This is a genomic window from Escherichia sp. WS1152 (assembly GCF_046487665.1).
Lineage (GTDB): Bacteria > Pseudomonadota > Gammaproteobacteria > Enterobacterales > Enterobacteriaceae > Escherichia > Escherichia coli.
Genome location: NZ_JBJQJA010000008.1, coordinates 75,919 through 94,107 on the forward strand (window position 1 = coordinate 75,919; position 18,189 = coordinate 94,107).

Below are 18,189 nucleotides of genomic sequence, written 5' to 3' on the forward strand. Positions count from 1 at the left end.
ATTTCGTGCGCTGCTTCCCTTTCGAGCCGGGAGATCATGCACCCACTAAATGCAGGCAAACATCCGGGCCTACATGACGTATCTCTTTGAATTTAAATTGGGGGGCGTCAGCTAATTTCTCAAGCCCTGGCAGTGTGCATAATCCACGGGCGTCGCTGCCTAATAGTTTAGGTGCGATATAGACAATCAGCTCATCGACTAAACCCGCCTGCAGCAATGCGCCAGCGAGCGTTGGCCCCGCTTCCACCCAGATGCTGTTAATCTGCTGTTTACCCAGTTGCATCATCAGTACAACCAGATCCAGATGACCTTTATGCTCTGGAATCAGCAAGGTACGCACCGTTTCCGGCCACTCACGAGAATCTTCCTGCGTACGCGCGAACCAGGTTTCGCCGGGCTGCTGCACAATGTGATGTTCCGGCGTCACGCGATTTTGGCTATCAATCACAATACGTACCGGCTGACGGAGATTTTGTTGCGGATAGAGCGCCTGAGTTTGTTCATCCAGTTCAGACCAACGCACCGTTAAGGCAGGATCATCCGCCAGCACCGTAGCGCTGCTGGTTAAAATGGCATGACTTTGTGCGCGCAGTCGTTGTACGTCGCGCCGCGCCTGAGGCGAAGTGATCCACTGGCTTTCGCCGCTCGCCATCGCCGTGCGGCCATCAAGCGATGCGCCAAGTTTTAACTGAATATAAGGAAAGCCGGTGCGCATCCGCTTGAGAAAGCCTTTATTCAATTGCTCGGCTTCACTCATCATCAGGCCGTGGCTGACGTCAATGCCAGCCTGTTGCAGACGGTAAAGTCCACGCCCAGCGACCTGCGGGTTCGGGTCCTGCATCGCAGCGACCACGCGCGCTACGCCAGCGGCGATGAGTGCGTCACAGCACGGTGGCGTACGACCATGATGGCTACAGGGTTCGAGTGTGACATAGGCGGTCGCACCTTTGGCTTTTTCACCCGCCATACGCAACGCGTGTACTTCGGCATGTGGTTCACCCGCTCGTTGGTGGTAACCTTCACCGACAATTTCGCCATCTTTGACAATGACGCACCCGACATTCGGGTTGGGGTGGGTGGTAAAACGTCCTCGTTGCGCCAGCTTTAGCGCCCGCGCCATGTAATACTCTTCCTGCACGGCTTAGTCCTCCAGGCGCGCGATCTCTTCGCCAAATTCTTTGATATCTTCGAAACTGCGGTAGACAGAGGCAAAACGGATATAGGCGACTTTATCGAGCTTTTTCAATTGCTCCATCACCAGATTGCCAATCATCTTGCTCGGCACTTCGCGCTCACCGGTGGCGCGCAGCTGCGATTTAATATGATTGATTGCCATTTCGACGTCATCGGAACTCACCGGACGTTTTTCCAGCGCCCGCAGCATTCCGCTACGTAATTTTTCTTCATTAAACGGTTCACGCACGTCGTTGCTTTTTACAACACGCGGCATAACCAGCTCCGCCACTTCAAAGGTGGTGAAACGTTCATTACACACCAGACACTGCCGACGGCGGCGTACGGATGAACCCTCGCCCACGAGACGAGAGTCAATTACCTTAGTGTCCACGGCGAAACAGAATGGGCAATGCATACGGCGTCCTGACCAGGTGGTTAACAGAAATCTATTTTACCCTGAACTGACGATACAACAAAGGCGCAACGCTTTTGAGATAAAGGATCGATGCTTTCGCTGCTTTTACCCTCTACCATTAGGCTAATTGCGACGAGAAAGGGACGACCTATGAATACTAACGTTTTTCGACTGCTCCTGCTGGGAAGCCTGTTCAGCCTTAGCGCCTGTGTGCAGCAAAGCGAAGTGCGACAGATGAAACACAGCGTCAGCACGCTGAACCAGGAGATGACGCAACTCAATCAAGAAACAGTCAAAATCACTCAGCAAAACAGGCTGAATGCAAAATCCAGCAGTGGGGTTTACCTTCTGCCTGGAGCGAAAACACCGGCAAGACTGGAAAGCCAGATCGGTACTTTACGTATGTCGCTGGTGAATATTACGCCTGATACAGATGGCACCACCCTGACGCTACGTATTCAGGGCGAGTCGAATGATCCCTTGCCCGCATTCAGCGGAACTGTTGAATATGGGCAAATTCAGGGAACAATAGACAACTTTCAGGAAATCAATGTGCAGAATCAATTGATTAATGCCCCTGCCAGCGTCCTCGCCCCCAGCGATGTTGATATTCCGTTACAGTTAAAGGGGATTTCTGTGGATCAGTTAGACTTTGTACGTATCCACGACATTCAACCTGTTATGCAGTAAACGTATTGCGGGGCAATTTTGTGCGTCCCGCAACATCTTTCCCCGTCATTTTGTTACTCCGCTTACATCACCCAGATTGATAGTAAAAGTTTGCAACAAGGGTGAAAGTCAGTACAATCCCTGCCCGAATGTGTGTAAACGTGAACGCAATCGATTACGTAAATGATAGAACTGTGAAACGAAACATATTTTTGTGAGCAATGATTTTTATAATAGGCTCCTCTGTATACGAAATATTTAGAAACGCAATTTGCGCCTTTTTCACTCCCGCAAGGGATTTTCAAACAGTGGCATACATATGAAAAAAACATTACTGGCAGCCGGTGCGGTACTGGCGCTCTCTTCGTCTTTTACTGTCAACGCAGCTGAAAACGACAAACCGCAGTATCTTTCCGACTGGTGGCACCAGAGCGTTAACGTTGTCGGAAGCTATCACACCCGTTTCGGACCGCAGATCCGCAACGATACCTACCTTGAGTACGAAGCATTCGCTAAAAAAGACTGGTTCGACTTCTATGGTTATGCGGATGCGCCGGTATTCTTCGGCGGTAACTCCGATGCAAAAGGTATCTGGAACCACGGTTCTCCGCTGTTTATGGAAATCGAACCACGTTTCTCCATCGACAAGCTGACCAATACTGACCTTAGCTTCGGTCCGTTCAAAGAGTGGTACTTCGCGAACAACTACATTTACGACATGGGTCGTAATAAAGATGGTCGCCAGAGCACCTGGTACATGGGTCTGGGTACCGATATCGACACTGGCCTGCCGATGAGCCTGTCCATGAACGTCTATGCGAAATACCAGTGGCAGAACTATGGCGCAGCGAACGAAAACGAGTGGGACGGTTACCGTTTCAAAATTAAATACTTTGTGCCGATTACCGATCTGTGGGGCGGTCAGCTGAGCTACATCGGCTTTACCAACTTCGACTGGGGTTCCGATTTAGGGGATGACAGCGGTAACGCAATCAACGGTATTAAGACCCGTACTAATAACTCTATCGCTTCCAGCCATATTCTGGCTCTGAACTACGATCACTGGCACTACTCTGTCGTAGCTCGTTACTGGCACGACGGTGGTCAGTGGAACGACGATGCAGAACTGAACTTCGGCAACGGCAACTTCAACGTTCGCTCTACCGGCTGGGGTGGTTACCTGGTAGTAGGTTACAACTTCTAATTGTGAGAATGCCGGATTTCATATCCGGCATTTTTAATCACTTCTTCTTGTTCATCATCGCTTTCAGGTCAGCGAATGGGTTGTACTTCGCTTCACCGACATCTTTCTGCGCATCTTCCCCTGCGATAACGGTCGTACCATACTGATCCGCTTCGGTATATTTCGAATGCTCATGATCGTGGCAATAGAGACAAAGCAATTCCCAGTTACTGCCATCTTCCGGGTTATTGGTATGGTCGTGATCAATGTGGTGAACAGTAAGTTCACGCAGGTTGGAATAGACAAACTCGCGGGAACAGCGACCGCAGACCCACGGATAGATTTTTAATGCTTTTTCGCGATAGCCGCTTTCTAACCGCGCATAGTTTTTTGGGATGATAGCCATGAAAAGTTACCTGGATGAAATGTAGGGTTACGCGCAGTTTCCCAAGATGCGGGGATTTTCGCAATCTCCATACATCAAAAAAAATCCCGATCTTCTGACCGGGATTTTCAACATCAACGGGAACTTGATTACGGCAGAATTGACGGCTGATCCGCCCCTTCTTTTTCCACTTTCTGCTGCAACATGTGTTCGCGCTTCATACCCAGTTTCAGAGCCAACGCAGATGCCACATAGATGGAAGATGCAGTACCGATGGAAACACCGATAAGCATGGTCAGCGAGAAGCCTTCCAGTACCGGACCACCGAAGAGATACAGCATCAGGATAACCATCAAGGTAGTACCGGATGTGATCAAGGTACGGTGCAGCGTCTGGGTCAAGGACACGTTAAAGATTTCGTAAGGCGTACCGCGACGGATCTTGCGGAAGTTTTCACGAATTCGGTCCGATACCACGATACTGTCGTTAAGCGAGTAACCGATAACCGACATCAACGATGCCACAATGGTCAGGTCAATCTCGATATGGAATAACGACAAAATACCCAGCGTAATGATAACGTCGTGCGCCAGCGCAATAACCACCCCTGCCGCCAGTCGCCACTCAAAGCGGAAACCTACGTACACGAGGATAGACAGCAGCGCTGCCATCAACGCCATCGCACCGGTTTGCGCAAGGTCTGCCCCCACGCTCGGACCGACGAACTCAATACGCTTCACTGCTGCATTCTGATTGGTGGATTCGTTAATCACCTTCAGAACCTGGCTGCCCAGCACCTGACCGCCGGTTTCGCCTTCAGCAGGCGGCATACGGACCATGATGTCGTGGCTGCTACCAAAGTTTTGCAGCATCGGCTCTTCAAAACCGGCTTTTTGCAATGCATCACGCATTACGTCAATTTCAGCCGGTTTTTCGAGCGTAATTTCGATAACCGTACCACCGGTGAAATCCAGCCCCCAGTTAAAGCCGCGCACGCCCATAATAACGATAGCAGCGATTAACAGCAGACCAGAGATGCCAAAAGCCCAGTAGTCCCAGCGCATAAAGTCATAGACTTTACGGCCGTGGTTTAGTTGTTCAACAGTATATTCCTGTGCCACATCGCACTCCTCAGATTGACAGCTTCTTGACGCGCTTGCCGCCATATAGCAGGTTTACGATGGCACGCGTACCGACAATCGCGGTAAACATCGACGTCGCCACACCGATACCGGTAGTAATCGCGAACCCTTTAATTGCCCCGGTACCCACTGCGTACAGGATGATGACTTTAATCAGCGTGGTGATGTTCGCATCGAAGATAGAACTGAATGCGCCACGATAACCTTCATCAATTGCCTGTTGAACAGTACGTCCGTTGCTCAACTCTTCTTTAATACGTTCGTTGATCAGTACGTTCGCATCGACCGCTACCGCAAGGGTTAAGACGATACCCGCGATACCTGGCATACTCAGTGTTGCGCCTGGCAACAGTGACATAATACCGACGATCAAGATCAAGTTGGCAATCAGAGCACTGGTCGCAATCAGACCAAACTTCTTATAGAAGATGATCATGAACAGAATAGAAACCAGCAGACCGGCAAGGCAAGCCTCCAGCCCCTGCTCAATGTTCTGCATACCCAGGGTCGGGCCAATTGTACGTTCTTCAACAATCTGAATCGGCGCGATCAACGCACCGGCACGCAGCAGCAGTGACAGCTGACGGGCTTCGTTCGGGTTGTTGATGCCGGTGATACGGAAGCTGTTACCCAGACGAGACTGGATGTTGGCGATGTTAATCACCTCTTCCTGTTTCACCAGAACCGCACGACCATTTGCATCTTTCTTACCGCTGTCTTTGTACTCCACAAACAGGGTTGCCATCGGTTTGCCGATGTTGTCCTTGGTGAAGTTAGACATAATGTTGCCACCAGCGCTATCGAGCGAGATGTTAACCTGCGGCTGGTTGTATTCGTCCTGGCTGGAAGTGGAGTCGGTGATATGGTCACCGGTAAGAATTACGCGTTTGTACAGCACAACCGGCTGACCTTCGCGGGTCTGTTTCACTTCAGAGTCGCCCGGTACGCGACCGGATGCCGCAGCGGCCTGATCAACGTTGGTGTTTACCAGACGGAATTCCAGCGTTGCCGTCGCACCCAGAATCTCTTTCGCACGCGCAGTGTCCTGAATACCTGGCAGTTCAACAACGATACGGTCAGCACCCTGACGCTGAACCACCGGCTCCGCCACGCCAAGTTGGTTTACACGGTTACGCAGGATATTGATGTTCTGCTGCACCGCATATTCACGCGCTTCACTCAGACGAGCATCGCTCATTACCGCACGCAGCTGATTGCTGCCCTGGCTACTAATCACCAGGTCCGGATGGCGCTTGCTCAGATACGCAATGGCTTCATCACGAGCTTTAGCATCGCGGAAAGTGATGCTCAGGCCGTAGTTGTTTTCTTTACGAACGGTGGTATACGGGATGCCTTTTTCGCGCAGGTCGCTGCGCAGGCTATCGATATTTTGTTCCTGGAGTTTGCCAAGCGCGGTGTCCATATCCACTTCCATCAGGAAGTGAACGCCGCCACGCAGGTCAAGGCCGAGCTTCATCGGCTCAGCGTGAATAGCTGCCAGCCAGCGCGGCGTTGCCGGGGCAAGGTTAAGCGCCACGACGTATTTGTCACCCATAACGCCCATTAATGCTTCACGAGCGCGCAGCTGGGTGTCAGTGGAGTCGAAGCGCGCAAGAATAGCGCCCTCTTCCAGTGCCACAGACTTAGCAGTTATTTTTTCTTCTTGTAACGTTTTCTGGACCTGGATCAGCGTTTGCTCACTGGCGGCGACTCCGCGCGCACCAGTGATCTGAACAGCCGGATCCTCACCAAACAGGTTGGGAAGCGCATACAGCAGACCGATGACAATCACCACGATCAGCATGACGTACTTCCACAAAGGATAACGGTTTAACACGGCAATTCCCTTAGGGAAAAATTTTAATTACAGCGCCTTCATGGTGCCTTTCGGCAGGACGGCAGCTACGAAGTCACGTTTAATAACTACTTCAGTGGTGTCATTCAGCGCGATAGCAATGTAGCCGTTTTCCGCTACTTTGGTTACGCGACCAACCAGGCCCCCGTTCGTCAGAACTTCATCACCTTTGGCAATGGAGTCCATCAGCTTTTTGTGTTCTTTGGTGCGCTTCTGCTGTGGACGCAGGATCATGAAATAGAAAATCAGACCGAATACCACCAGCATCAAAATCAAAGACATCGGGCTACCTTGCGCCGGTGCACCCGTTGCCGCTACCGCATCAGAAATAAAAAAGCTCATTAAATTTCCCTCATTATTAATATTAATCAACGTTCAAAGGTGGTACTTCTCGCCCCTGACGCTGGTAAAAATCAGTTACGAAGCTCTCTAATTTACCCTCTTCAATAGCCTTGCGTAAACCCGCCATCAAACGCTGGTAGTAACGAAGGTTATGAATGGTATTGAGTCGCGCGCCTAATATTTCGTTGCAACGGTCGAGATGATGCAAGTAAGCGCGTGAATAATTGCGACAGGTGTAGCAATCACACTCAGGATCGAGTGGGCCAGTATCGCTCTTATACTTCGCATTGCGGATTTTCACCACGCCATCGGTCACGAACAAATGACCATTTCGGGCGTTGCGGGTTGGCATTACGCAGTCAAACATATCGATACCACGACGTACGCCTTCAACCAGGTCTTCTGGTTTACCAACGCCCATCAGGTAACGCGGTTTGTCTGCCGGAATTTGCGGGCATACATGCTCCAGAATGCGGTGCATATCTGCTTTCGGCTCACCCACAGCCAGACCGCCGACAGCGTAGCCATCAAAACCGATATCTACCAGACCTTTAACAGAAATATCACGTAAATCTTCGTAAACGCTGCCCTGAATGATACCAAACAGCGCATTTTTGTTTCCGAGACTGTCAAAACGCTCACGGCTACGCTTCGCCCAACGCAGAGACATCTCCATGGAGCGTTTTGCGTAATCCCAGTCAGCAGGATACGGCGTACACTCATCAAAGATCATGACGATATCCGAACCAAGATCGTACTGAATCTCCATCGACTTTTCCGGGTCGAGGAAAATCGGGTCGCCGTTGATCGGGTTACGGAAGTGCACGCCCTGTTCGGTGATTTTACGAATATCGCCAAGGCTGAAGACCTGGAAGCCGCCGGAGTCGGTGAGGATCGGTCCCTTCCACTGCATAAAATCGTGCAGATCGCCGTGCAGTTTCATGATTTCCTGGCCCGGGCGCAGCCACAGGTGGAAGGTGTTGCCGAGGATAATTTGCGCGCCAGTGGCTTCAACTTCTTCCGGCGTCATCCCTTTTACGGTACCGTAGGTGCCAACAGGCATAAAACAAGGCGTTTCCACTACGCCACGATCAAAGACCAGGCGGCCACGGCGTGCGCGACCGTCGGTGGTGTCCAGTTCAAATTTCATTTTTTCTCCACTACGTCAGAAAAACAGTCCAACGTTTAAACCAGCGCCGCGGAATTACTCCCCGACGCGCTCATTAATTGCCTGCGGATTGTACGTGATAAACATCGCATCACCGTAACTAAAAAAGCGATATTTCTCTTCTACCGCCGCTTTATAGGCATTCATGGTGTGTTGATAACCGGCAAAGGCCGAAACCAGCATAATCAGCGTCGATTCCGGAAGGTGGAAGTTTGTCACCAGCGCATCGACCACTTTGTACTGGAAGCCCGGATAGATAAAGATTTGGGTATCGTCAAAGAACGGTTCGATGAGATCGTTTTTCGCCGCCTGAGCCGCGCTTTCCAGCGAACGTACTGAGGTGGTGCCAACCGCAATCACCCGGTTACCGCGCGCTTTCGCCGCCAGTACCGCGTCTACCACATCCTGCGGTACTTCAGCGTATTCCGAGTGCATGATGTGATCTTCAATGGTGTCGACGCGTACCGGCTGGAAGGTGCCCGCACCAACGTGCAGGGTGACGAACGCCATCTCCACGCCTTTGGCGCGTAATTTTTCCAGCAAAGGTTCGTCAAAATGCAGACCAGCGGTCGGGGCTGCAACCGCGCCCGGTTTTTCGCTATAAACGGTTTGATAAAGTTCGCGGTCAGCGTCTTCGTCCGGACGGTCGATATACGGCGGCAGCGGCATATGGCCGATGCTGTTGAGAATATCCAGCACCGAACGCTCATCATTAAATTCGACTTCAAACAGTGCGCCGTGGCGCGCGGTCATTGTTGCGTTAATACTTTCGTCATCGCCCAGCAGCAGTTCTGCGCCAGGTTTTGGCGCTTTCGAGGCGCGAATATGCGCAAGAATGCGTTTGTCGTCGAGCATCCGTTCAACCAGCACTTCAATCTTGCCGCCGCTGGCTTTACGCCCAAACAGGCGCGCCGGGATCACCCGGGTATTATTAAAAACCAGAAGATCGCCGGGGTTGAGCTTATCGAGTAAATCGGTGAAAGTACCGTGCGTCAGCGCGCCCGTCGGCCCGTCCAGCGACAGTAAACGACAGCTACTGCGTTCAGGCATCGGATAGTGGGCAATCAGGGATTCGGGCAATTCAAAGGAGAAATCGGTAACGCGCATGACACTGACTCAGACTAAAATAAGAGGCGGGTAGTCTAGTGCCGGGGCGCTCTCCCTGCAACCTTTACCCCCCTTTGGATAGAATATAATCGATGAATTTTTTAGCTCACCTGCATTTAGCCCATCTCGCGGAAAGCTCGCTTTCCGGCAATTTGCTGGCTGATTTCGTACGCGGAAATCCTGAAGAAAGTTTTCCGCCCGACGTCGTGGCTGGCATTCATATGCATCGACGTATCGACGTATTGACTGACAATCTGCCGGAAGTCCGCGAAGCACGGGAGTGGTTTCGTAGTGAAACTCGCCGCGTTGCGCCTATTACGCTGGATGTCATGTGGGATCACTTTCTTTCCCGTCACTGGTCGCAGCTGTCGCCGGACTTTCCGCTACAGGAATTTGTTTGTTATGCCCGCGAGCAAGTGATGACAATTTTGCCGGACTCACCGCCACGCTTTATCAACCTGAACAACTACTTATGGTCAGAGCAGTGGCTGGTGCGCTATCGCGATATGGATTTCATCCAGAACGTGTTAAACGGCATGGCAAGCCGTCGCCCACGTCTGGATGCCCTGCGTGACTCCTGGTACGATTTAGACGCCCATTATGCCGCCCTCGAAACCCGCTTCTGGCAGTTTTATCCACGGATGATGGCGCAGGCGTCACGCAAGGCGCTCTGAAACTTCAAACTCCGGCGTCACTATTTTTTAGCATTCGCATCCAGCGGGGCGGCATAACAACGGTAAGAAAAACATTCGCTGGAATGATTGGCGATATCTTTAAAGTTGCTTTCAGCAACCCCCTCGAACATGAGTACCGTTCTGGACAACTTTCCGTTTTCATTTATATGTGGAAAATCAAATTGGCTACTGAATCGCCATACATCTGTCTTTTCTGGCTCGCTCTTCACAGAGATATGTCGATGGAGGACCCCTCCTGTAAACGTGCGCCAGAACAATTGTTGATCAAAATCTTGTAATTTCTCAGAGTTGGATCCTATTTGCTCTATTAAATCTGCATACCGCGGACTGCCATCACGAGAAATATTATGCAACTCCTGACAAAAAGCATCAAACAAACAATCCATGTGAGCACTTTGGAAAAAGGGTCTTAATATGATTTGTTGCTCATCGCTGTAATCCAGGAGCAGGGCATGGATTACTTCCTCTGGTAGTTCAAATCCCTGATCAGTGGTATAATTTTTTTCTCGCATGCATTTTACATGAATAATATCAGCTAGATGCCTCCGGGTTTTTAATTCTAAACTAACACCATTGATATCAACCGGAGTGTTAGCCAGATCTCTCTGCGCGTCTTTCAAATTTAACTCATAGAGTTTGGGCAGTTTATCTGCAGATACGTATCCGGATGAAGAAATCTGGTGTGTACGCAGGGGCGGCTGTTCACAAAGCATCGAGGTTATATCGTCTTTAAACTCTTTTACATTAAACTTCTCGGCATTAACCTTCCCTGTTATAAACCCCGCTTTGGCAATTTTCTTCTCTAATTGTTTTGTACGTTTAGAATAATAAGCGTTGTTATCATAAAACTTTTCAAGAAGGGCCCACTCCTCAAGTTGCCTTATGTGATTTTTCAACTGTTGATGATCTATTTTATATTCATGTGTACTAGAATCATTTTGGTTGCAGGAGTTACAGATTTTTAAGCATAATTTTCCATCAGATTTATTATCTATGGTATCAGTGAAAATATAGGACACTTCAATATTCTGCCCGTTCTTATCAGTCATCTCATATGACCATTGCCCCGTTCGTTTCGCATTCTTAATGAGTTCGATGGACTCTGCAGGACAACCATGAAGAATGGGCAGAATTTTATCAGGATACTTAATGAGTAAAATTATTATATTTACAACTTTTGAAAAGAAATTTTTGCTATTTTTTATTTCATCGATTTTTTCCGCTGAAATGTTTACTAAGTTTTCATTTCCGCAAATGAAAAGCGATTTGCCATGGGTGCTTTTTTTAAATTGTTCTTCTGTTTTAGAAAAGACATCCTCCTTAAAAGGTGGCAACTTAGAACCAGTAATAAACGGTTTTAATAAATTCGAATTTGAAATTGTCATATCTTTGCTCCACTACAGGGTTATCCTGGAGCATGTTGTACATAACATCATGGGCAAACAATACCAAAAATCGCTCATATCGATCGGGACAAATATTTAACAAATTCAGCCCTGACATTGAGCAGCTTTTTTGCGCTGCGTAGTGTCAGGGCTGGTGACTAACGACGTAACAAATAAAACAGATGCTTTAGTTCATCCACACCGTAGCCGAAATGGCAGGCAAAGCCAGAATCCCGTCTGTCAGTTGCCCATGGCCTTCTTTGCGTTGCCATTGCACGACATTAAGAAACGGTGACGCGGGGAGCACCACTTCACAGGCCTCGCCACGGTTGATTGCCACCAGTACACGCTGCTGATTTAGCACGCGGACAAATACCACCACGTTATCTTCCGCATACAGTACCTGACAGCCGCCACGACGCAGCGCCTGACTTTTCTTACGCAGCACAATCATTCGCTGGTACAGCGCGAATAACGCCGTATCCTGCTTTTCCACCTGCCAGGGGAACGGTTTACGGCAAAACGGATCGTTTTTACCCTCCAGTCCCACTTCATCACCGTAATAAATGCACGGTACACCAGGCCAGGTGAACAGCCAGACCACCGCCAGGGGCAGGCGCGCAACCTCCCGACCGAGCAGCGTTTTAAATCGCGCAGTATCGTGGCTGTCGAGCTGATTAAACATACGTAATTGCTGTTGATGAGAAAGCCCTGCGCGGTAATTATCCATCCAGGCCATACAGGTTTGAGCGTCAATTTGCTGCGGATCGTAAGAGATGTCGGTATTGGCAAGAAATCCCCACAACGGGAATGTGAAGCCGCGATAGTTCATGGCGGCATCTTCCACATCGGCCTGTAACCATTGCCGTGCATCGCCAAAATGCTCTCCAACTATATACGCTTCCGGCTGGGTTTCTTTCGCCGCTTCGGTGATCCCGGCTACGTGCTGCAAATTATTGCGCGCCCCACCCGCTTCCCCCAGCATATGCACCACATCCAGCCGCCAGCCGTCCATATTCCACGGCGCTTTCAGCCAGTGGCGGACGATACTGTCTTCCCCACGATAAATTTCATTCACCAGACTTTCCGACTGATAATCCAGCTTCGGCAAGCTGGCATAGCCCAGCCAGTCGAGCGCCGTGCCATCATCACTAAACGAGTACCAGTCGCGCCAGGGCGATTCGGGGTTGTGACAAGCCCCCCCCGTGCCACGATTATGCCTGTCAAACCAGGCATGGGAATCGCCACTGTGGTTAAACACGCCGTCCAGCACCAGCCGCATTCCCAGCTGCTGCGTATTGTGTCGCAAACGCAGCAACGCCCCATCACCGCCAAACTGCGGATCGACATGGCGATAATCCTCGGTATCGTATTTATGTACGCTGGGAGCTTTAAACACCGGATTGAGATACAACGCCGTCACGCCAAGTTTTTTCAGATACGGCAGTTTTTCGCTTATCCCGTCCAGATCGCCGCCATAGAACGTTGATCCGCCCGCCTGCGCCGTGACCGGTTTATCCCAGTCACGCAATATGATCTCTTGTCCGGCTGCGTGATGGTAATAGACATGATCCTGTTCAGCTTCACGAGGAAGACTACGGGCGAAACGATCAGGGAAGATCTGATAAAAAATCTGATCCGCAGCCCATTGTGAACCGATATCCGGTACATCGATGGCAAACTGCTCCAGTCGTGCCGGCGGCATTCGGCTGAAGCCTTGCGGTGTAAACCAACGCTGGCGATCGTGCCAAAGCAATTTGAAACTATAACGCCGCCGGGGTTGTCCGCTGGAGAGATCGATCGCCGCCCGCCATGCCGTGACGCCTGGCTGCGGCTGACTGCGCTGCTTATGCATCGGTACTGACATTTCTTCGTTATCGTGTTCTGTACGCAGCATAATGCGCTGCGGTGGGTCTTCGCCCGTCAGCCACAGTGTAATGAGCAGTTGATCTTTGCTTTGTTTAACAAATGGGGGCACCGGCAGGTGCCATGCATTTAACATCATAATTCCCCTGTGATGAAAATCTGATCACCTTGCCATAGCCTAATGCAGGATCACTCATCATCTGAAGGATATTTGGGGGAGGAGGACGGGGGCGGATAACTTTCGGAATAGCCGGATCAGGATTTCCTCCTGAACCGGCTTACAGAACGCAAGTATTACTGGTTTTCAGCCAGCTGACGATCGTGGCGGCGTTTAAACATCCAGCCAATCAACAGCACAACAATCCACGCGAAACCGACATACAGCGAGATACGCGTATCCGGGTGATAACCAATCAACCCGATAATAAAGAGCAGGAAAATCAGCCCGCCGATGGTCGTTGCTACCCCACCCGGCACTTTAAATTTCAGCGCCTTAACTTCTTCTGGCGGCAAACGGCGACGGAAGGCGATTTGCGACAGCAGGATCATAATCCACACCCATACCGTGGCGAAGGTTGCCAGCGAAGCGATCACCAGGAAGACGTTTTCCGGCATGATGTAGTTCAGATACACCGCAAACAGCAGCGCGGTAGTCATCACCAGCACCGTAACCCACGGAATACCGCGACGCGACGTTTTGCTGAAAATTTTCGGTGCGCTGCCCTGCTCTGCCATACCGTGGAGCATACGGCCTACGCCAAATACGTCACTGTTAATTGCCGACAGCGAAGCAGTCAGCACAACAAAGTTAAGAATGCTGGCGGCAAAGGTAATGCCCATATGCTGGAACGTCAGCACGAACGGGCTACCGGCAGTGCCAACCTGATTCCACGGGTAGATAGACATAATGACGAACAGTGTACCAACATAGAACACCAGAATACGCATCGGCACGGAGTTAATCGCACGCGGAATAGATTTCTCAGGATCTTTCGCTTCACCGGCGGTAATCCCGATAATTTCGATCCCACCGTAAGCAAACATCACCATTTGCAACGACATTACCATGCCAAGCCAGCCGTTACTGAAGAAGCCGCCGTTGCTCCACAGGTTATGAATACCGGTCGGTTGCCCGCCGTTGCCAATCCCCCAGATGATGATGCCGAAACCGGCGACAATCATGATGATGATGGTGGCGACTTTAAAGAACGAGAACCAGAATTCCAGCTCACCGAATACCTTCACGCTCATCAGGTTTACGGCGCAAATGATCAGCACCACGCTCAGTACCCAAATCCAGTGCGGCACCGTCGGGAACCAGACACCCATATAGATACCAAAAGCGGTCACATCGGCGATGGCGACAATAAGGATTTCAAAGCAGTAGGTCCAGCCGGTAATGTAACCTGCCAGCGGGCCGAGGTTTTCCTGCGCATAACGCGAGAAAGAGCTGGCGGCCGGGTTATGTACCGACATTTCCCCCAGCGCACGCATAATGATATACGCCGCGATACCACCGATAATATAGGCCAACAACACGCTCGGACCGGCCATTTTGATGGCGTCTGCCGAACCGTAAAACAGCCCGGTGCCAATTGCTGAACCCAGTGCCATAAAGCGTATGTGGCGGGTACTTAGCCCACGCTTTAGCTTGTTCTTACTTTCCATCAATTCCTAACCCATCAACACAATAAAAAACCACGGGGCATCGCAGCCCCGTGGTTAAAACAAATGTTCAGTGATTTAGTGAGCGCTGGAGGTCACCTGACGACCTGCCGCGCGATCCCAGATAATGGCCAGAACCACCATCACCACTGTTGGCATTAACCACGCCAGACCTTGTTCGGCCAGCGGTAAACGCTGCGCCCAGGACGGTAAGATATCGCTGAATGCAGATGCTTTGATCCCGTCGAGAATACCAAAAAGCAGGCTGATAAACATCGGCGGAGCAATCACGCGGGACGAATTATGCCACCATGAGCGTGTAAAACTTAATACAACCAGTGCGATACACGGCGGATAAATAGCGGTCAGCACCGGTACGGAGATCTGGATCAGCTGGCTTAAGCCGAGGTTAGAAACCACCATCGAGAAGCCGCCGAGGATAAACACCAGCGTACGATAAGAGAGCGGTACGTACTGGGCAAAGAATTCTGCACAAGCACAGGTCAGGCCAACTGCCGTTACCAGGCAGGCGATGAAGATTAACGCCGCCAGCAGGAAGCTACCGCCGCCGCCAAAGGTGTGCTGAACGTAAGCATGCAGAATAGCAGCGCCGTTTGCAGACTGATCGACCAGCGACGCGCTGTCTGAACCCAGACGGAACAGCGCCAGGTACAGCAGAGTCAGACCAACACCCGCCATCAGGCCAGCCCAGACGGTATAACGGGTCAGCAGACGCGCTTCGGTAACGCCACGAGAACGCGCCGCGTTAACAATAACGATACCAAACACCATTGCGCCCAGCGTATCCATGGTCAGATAGCCGTTAACGAAGCCGTTAGAAAACGCAGCGTTTTGATAAGCCTCAGTCGCCGTGCTGATAGAACCCGCCGGCCAGACAATCGCGGCAACAGACAGGATGACCAGCGCGATAATTTTCAGCGGCGCAAGGAAGTTGCCCACGGTATCCAGCAGCTTGCCCGGATAGAGCGAAACCAGAATAACGATAGCGAAATAGACCAGGCTGTAGATAAACAGCGGCAGCGCGGAATCACCCGTCAGCGGCGCAATCCCCACTTCAAAGGAAACGGTAGCTGTACGCGGCGTAGCGAAAAGCGGCCCCACCGCCAGGTAACAAACCGTTGCCAGCAGTACGCCAGCGACTTTACCGATTGGCGTGCTGAGGCTGTCAACACCGCCGCCAACTTTTGCCAGCGCCACTACCGTTAATACCGGCAGACCAACGGCAGTAATAAGGAAGCCGAATGCCGCAGTCCAGACGTGTTCGCCTGCCTGTAAGCCGACCATTGGAGGAAAAATAATGTTACCTGCGCCGACGAACAACGCAAATGTCATAAAGCCCAGAGCGATGATATCGCGCGATCTTAATTGATGGGTCATAAATCATACTGCCTGTGGATGTGGTGTTGTAACGTTAAATTTTTGTGCCAATCCCTGGGGATGATACAGCGGTATATTTAAACAATTTTAGCGGGAAATACTCCCAACCAGGCGCGGCGAAGAATAGTTTTTCGATTTACCGCGTTAATGCAGTCAGTATGACAGCACCTGAAGCGCAATTTAAACGCTTATAACGTTTTAAAGCAAGGAGGGATCTAAAAACCAGAGGTATATAGCGATAAGAAATCACCAACCAGTATAAAACACTATTTCCGTGAAAAAGACATGGCTAATCATGCGAACAAAAAATCACCAACCGTTGTAAAATCTAACGCCCGTATTTTGACTGCAAAGAAAATAAGCCAGCATCGGCTGGCTTATGGCAATAAAAGATGACAAAGGCGGATTAATCGCTGTTTTTGGCAATTAAACGTTCCGGGATAACAAAACTGAAACGTGTTCCTTTTCCTACTGTACTCTCAATATTCAGGCGACTTTCGTGATGATTCACCGCATGTTTCACGATCGCTAACCCTAATCCGCTACCGCCGGTTTGCCGGGAACGCGCTTTATCAACGCGATAAAAACGCTCGGTCAGGCGCGGAATATGCTCCGGTGCAATGCCCGGTCCGTTATCTTCAACGCTAAATTCGGCACCGTGCGGCACTCGCTGCCAGCGTACGGTGATATGCGTGCCTTCTGGAGTATGATTCACGGCGTTATAGACTAGGTTCGAAATCGCACTGCGTAGCTGATCTTCGTTGCCAGACACCTTGAGGCCGTTATCTATCTCAAAGGTAAATATCTGTTTTTTCTGACTCAGAGTCTGAGCCTCACGCTCAACAACGCGCAGCATCATCGGCACATCAACCTTTTCATTGAGCAAATGCGTCGGTGCGGCTTCTATTTTCGACAGCGTCAGCAATTGCTTCACCAACCCTTCCATCCGCTGGGTCTGCTCGCGCATGGTGTGCAACGCTTTTTCGCGTACCGCGCCTTCCAGCGGCTGCTCATCCATCATCTCCAGGTAACCCTGTAACACGGTCAATGGCGTGCGTAACTCATGGCTTACGTTGGCGAAAAAGTTGCGCCGCGCCCCTTCCAGTTGATGCATTTGCGTGACATCACGCGCCACCATCAGCAACTGTTTGTGGGTATAAGGCATGACGCGAATTTCCAGATGCCGCCCGGTGTTGAGCACCAGATTGAGCGGGCGAGAAAAATCACGCGTTTTCAGATATTGCGTAAACTCCGGGTAACGCAGCAGGTTAAGGATGTTCTGCCCGTTATCTTCCGGCCAGCGCAAACCAAGAATCTGTTGCGCCAGACCGTTGCACCAGAAAATACCGCCTTCTTCCGTGGTCAGCACCACCGCGTCGGGCAGCGACTCCGCGCCGCTACGAAAGCGTTTAATCAGATTACCCAGCTCGCGGCGGCGTTTTTTATTTCGCAGCTGCATCTGGTGTAAGCCGTATAGTAGCGGTTCCCAGCTACCACGCCCCGGTGGCGGGGTCATACTACGATCCACCCACAGCCACCATGAAAGGCGCAATAAATTCCAGAAATGCCAGATAAGCAGTCCCGTTACCGATGCCAGCAAAAACCAGGGCAGGTAACCAAAAAATGCACCCAGGATGAAAGCCGGGAGGCAGCAAAGTAGCAGCTCCAGCACCAGCCTTTTCCACGACAGCCGTTCCAGCACGTAAGATACTCCAGTTAAGAAATCATAAGCCCTGCT

The 18,189-nt window shown here is 50.8% G+C and carries 16 protein-coding genes; 3 read left to right on the plus strand and 13 right to left on the minus strand.

Annotated elements, in window-relative coordinates:
• Positions 1-34: 34 nt before the first annotated feature.
• Both ribD and nrdR read right to left on the minus strand, forming a co-directional pair.
• The gene (ribD, locus tag ACJHW7_RS14470; protein WP_001154827.1) at positions 35-1,138 is read right to left on the minus strand and encodes a bifunctional diaminohydroxyphosphoribosylaminopyrimidine deaminase/5-amino-6-(5-phosphoribosylamino)uracil reductase RibD; all 1,104 of its coding nucleotides are present in this window, start codon (positions 1,136-1,138) and stop codon (positions 35-37) included.
• A 3-nt stretch (positions 1,139-1,141) separates the two neighbouring features.
• The gene (nrdR, locus tag ACJHW7_RS14475; protein ID WP_000543535.1) at positions 1,142-1,591 is read right to left on the minus strand and encodes a transcriptional regulator NrdR; all 450 of its coding nucleotides are present in this window, start codon (positions 1,589-1,591) and stop codon (positions 1,142-1,144) included.
• A gap of 150 nt (positions 1,592-1,741) precedes the next feature.
• Here nrdR and ACJHW7_RS14480 point away from each other — a divergent pair, with 150 nt between their 5' ends.
• A complete protein-coding gene (locus ACJHW7_RS14480; RefSeq protein ID WP_001362411.1) occupies positions 1,742-2,281 on the plus strand; it encodes a DUF3251 domain-containing protein in 540 nt (179 codons plus the stop codon).
• A 298-nt stretch (positions 2,282-2,579) separates the two neighbouring features.
• Positions 2,580-3,464, plus strand: coding sequence for a nucleoside-specific channel-forming protein Tsx (gene tsx / locus ACJHW7_RS14485; protein WP_001295328.1), 885 nt, complete (start codon positions 2,580-2,582; stop codon positions 3,462-3,464).
• Between the two features lie 37 nt (positions 3,465-3,501).
• Here tsx and yajD read toward each other — a convergent pair whose 3' ends face one another.
• The 6 genes from yajD to queA form a co-directional block, all read right to left on the minus strand.
• The gene (yajD, locus tag ACJHW7_RS14490) at positions 3,502-3,849 is read right to left on the minus strand and encodes an HNH nuclease YajD (RefSeq protein WP_000974813.1); all 348 of its coding nucleotides are present in this window, start codon (positions 3,847-3,849) and stop codon (positions 3,502-3,504) included.
• 128 nt (positions 3,850-3,977) lie between these two features.
• Complete coding sequence (gene secF / locus ACJHW7_RS14495) at positions 3,978-4,949, minus strand: protein translocase subunit SecF (protein WP_000046637.1); 972 nt, start codon at positions 4,947-4,949, stop codon at positions 3,978-3,980.
• Positions 4,950-4,959: 10 nt separating this feature from the next.
• On the minus strand, positions 4,960-6,807 hold the full coding sequence (secD, locus tag ACJHW7_RS14500) for a protein translocase subunit SecD (protein WP_000934822.1): 1,848 nt from the start codon (positions 6,805-6,807) through the stop codon (positions 4,960-4,962).
• Between the two features lie 27 nt (positions 6,808-6,834).
• Positions 6,835-7,167, minus strand: coding sequence for a preprotein translocase subunit YajC (gene yajC / locus ACJHW7_RS14505; RefSeq protein ID WP_000007629.1), 333 nt, complete (start codon positions 7,165-7,167; stop codon positions 6,835-6,837).
• Positions 7,168-7,189: 22 nt separating this feature from the next.
• The gene (tgt, locus tag ACJHW7_RS14510; protein WP_000667319.1) at positions 7,190-8,317 is read right to left on the minus strand and encodes a tRNA guanosine(34) transglycosylase Tgt; all 1,128 of its coding nucleotides are present in this window, start codon (positions 8,315-8,317) and stop codon (positions 7,190-7,192) included.
• Between the two features lie 54 nt (positions 8,318-8,371).
• The gene (queA, locus tag ACJHW7_RS14515) at positions 8,372-9,442 is read right to left on the minus strand and encodes a tRNA preQ1(34) S-adenosylmethionine ribosyltransferase-isomerase QueA (protein WP_001266503.1); all 1,071 of its coding nucleotides are present in this window, start codon (positions 9,440-9,442) and stop codon (positions 8,372-8,374) included.
• Positions 9,443-9,534: 92 nt separating this feature from the next.
• On the opposite strand from queA, the gene acpH reads away from it, so the two are divergent.
• Complete coding sequence (gene acpH / locus ACJHW7_RS14520; protein ID WP_001009882.1) at positions 9,535-10,116, plus strand: ACP phosphodiesterase; 582 nt, start codon at positions 9,535-9,537, stop codon at positions 10,114-10,116.
• Positions 10,117-10,136: 20 nt separating this feature from the next.
• Here acpH and ACJHW7_RS14525 read toward each other — a convergent pair whose 3' ends face one another.
• From ACJHW7_RS14525 to phoR, 5 genes are all read right to left on the minus strand, one after another.
• Positions 10,137-11,522 carry a hypothetical protein gene (locus ACJHW7_RS14525; protein ID WP_072847825.1) on the minus strand — a complete coding sequence of 462 codons (1,386 nt, stop codon included), beginning with the start codon at positions 11,520-11,522 and terminating at the stop codon, positions 10,137-10,139.
• Positions 11,523-11,709: 187 nt separating this feature from the next.
• Positions 11,710-13,527 (minus strand): maltodextrin glucosidase, encoded by a 1,818-nt coding sequence (malZ, locus tag ACJHW7_RS14530; RefSeq protein WP_410233564.1) that lies wholly within the window; start codon positions 13,525-13,527, stop codon positions 11,710-11,712.
• A gap of 155 nt (positions 13,528-13,682) precedes the next feature.
• Complete coding sequence (gene proY, locus ACJHW7_RS14535) at positions 13,683-15,056, minus strand: proline-specific permease ProY (protein ID WP_001295329.1); 1,374 nt, start codon at positions 15,054-15,056, stop codon at positions 13,683-13,685.
• Between the two features lie 75 nt (positions 15,057-15,131).
• The gene (brnQ, locus tag ACJHW7_RS14540) at positions 15,132-16,451 is read right to left on the minus strand and encodes a branched-chain amino acid transporter carrier protein BrnQ (RefSeq protein WP_000149639.1); all 1,320 of its coding nucleotides are present in this window, start codon (positions 16,449-16,451) and stop codon (positions 15,132-15,134) included.
• A 406-nt stretch (positions 16,452-16,857) separates the two neighbouring features.
• Complete coding sequence (phoR, locus tag ACJHW7_RS14545; RefSeq protein ID WP_021556556.1) at positions 16,858-18,153, minus strand: phosphate regulon sensor histidine kinase PhoR; 1,296 nt, start codon at positions 18,151-18,153, stop codon at positions 16,858-16,860.
• Between the last annotated feature and the right edge of the window lie 36 nt (positions 18,154-18,189).

Excerpts from the sequence above, each read along its gene's own strand:
- nrdR (WP_000543535.1), bottom strand. The coding sequence starts at position 1,591 with ATGCATTGCCCATTCTGTTTCGCCGTGGACACTAAGGTAATTGACTCT.
- ACJHW7_RS14480 (WP_001362411.1), top strand. The coding sequence starts at position 1,742 with ATGAATACTAACGTTTTTCGACTGCTCCTGCTGGGAAGCCTGTTCAGC.
- tsx (WP_001295328.1), top strand. The coding sequence starts at position 2,580 with ATGAAAAAAACATTACTGGCAGCCGGTGCGGTACTGGCGCTCTCTTCG.
- yajD (WP_000974813.1), bottom strand. The coding sequence starts at position 3,849 with ATGGCTATCATCCCAAAAAACTATGCGCGGTTAGAAAGCGGCTATCGC.
- yajC (WP_000007629.1), bottom strand. The coding sequence starts at position 7,167 with ATGAGCTTTTTTATTTCTGATGCGGTAGCGGCAACGGGTGCACCGGCG.
- tgt (WP_000667319.1), bottom strand. The coding sequence starts at position 8,317 with ATGAAATTTGAACTGGACACCACCGACGGTCGCGCACGCCGTGGCCGC.
- queA (WP_001266503.1), bottom strand. The coding sequence starts at position 9,442 with ATGCGCGTTACCGATTTCTCCTTTGAATTGCCCGAATCCCTGATTGCC.
- acpH (WP_001009882.1), top strand. The coding sequence starts at position 9,535 with ATGAATTTTTTAGCTCACCTGCATTTAGCCCATCTCGCGGAAAGCTCG.
- ACJHW7_RS14525 (WP_072847825.1), bottom strand. The coding sequence starts at position 11,522 with ATGACAATTTCAAATTCGAATTTATTAAAACCGTTTATTACTGGTTCT.
- malZ (WP_410233564.1), bottom strand. The coding sequence starts at position 13,527 with ATGATGTTAAATGCATGGCACCTGCCGGTGCCCCCATTTGTTAAACAA.
- proY (WP_001295329.1), bottom strand. The coding sequence starts at position 15,056 with ATGGAAAGTAAGAACAAGCTAAAGCGTGGGCTAAGTACCCGCCACATA.
- brnQ (WP_000149639.1), bottom strand. The coding sequence starts at position 16,451 with ATGACCCATCAATTAAGATCGCGCGATATCATCGCTCTGGGCTTTATG.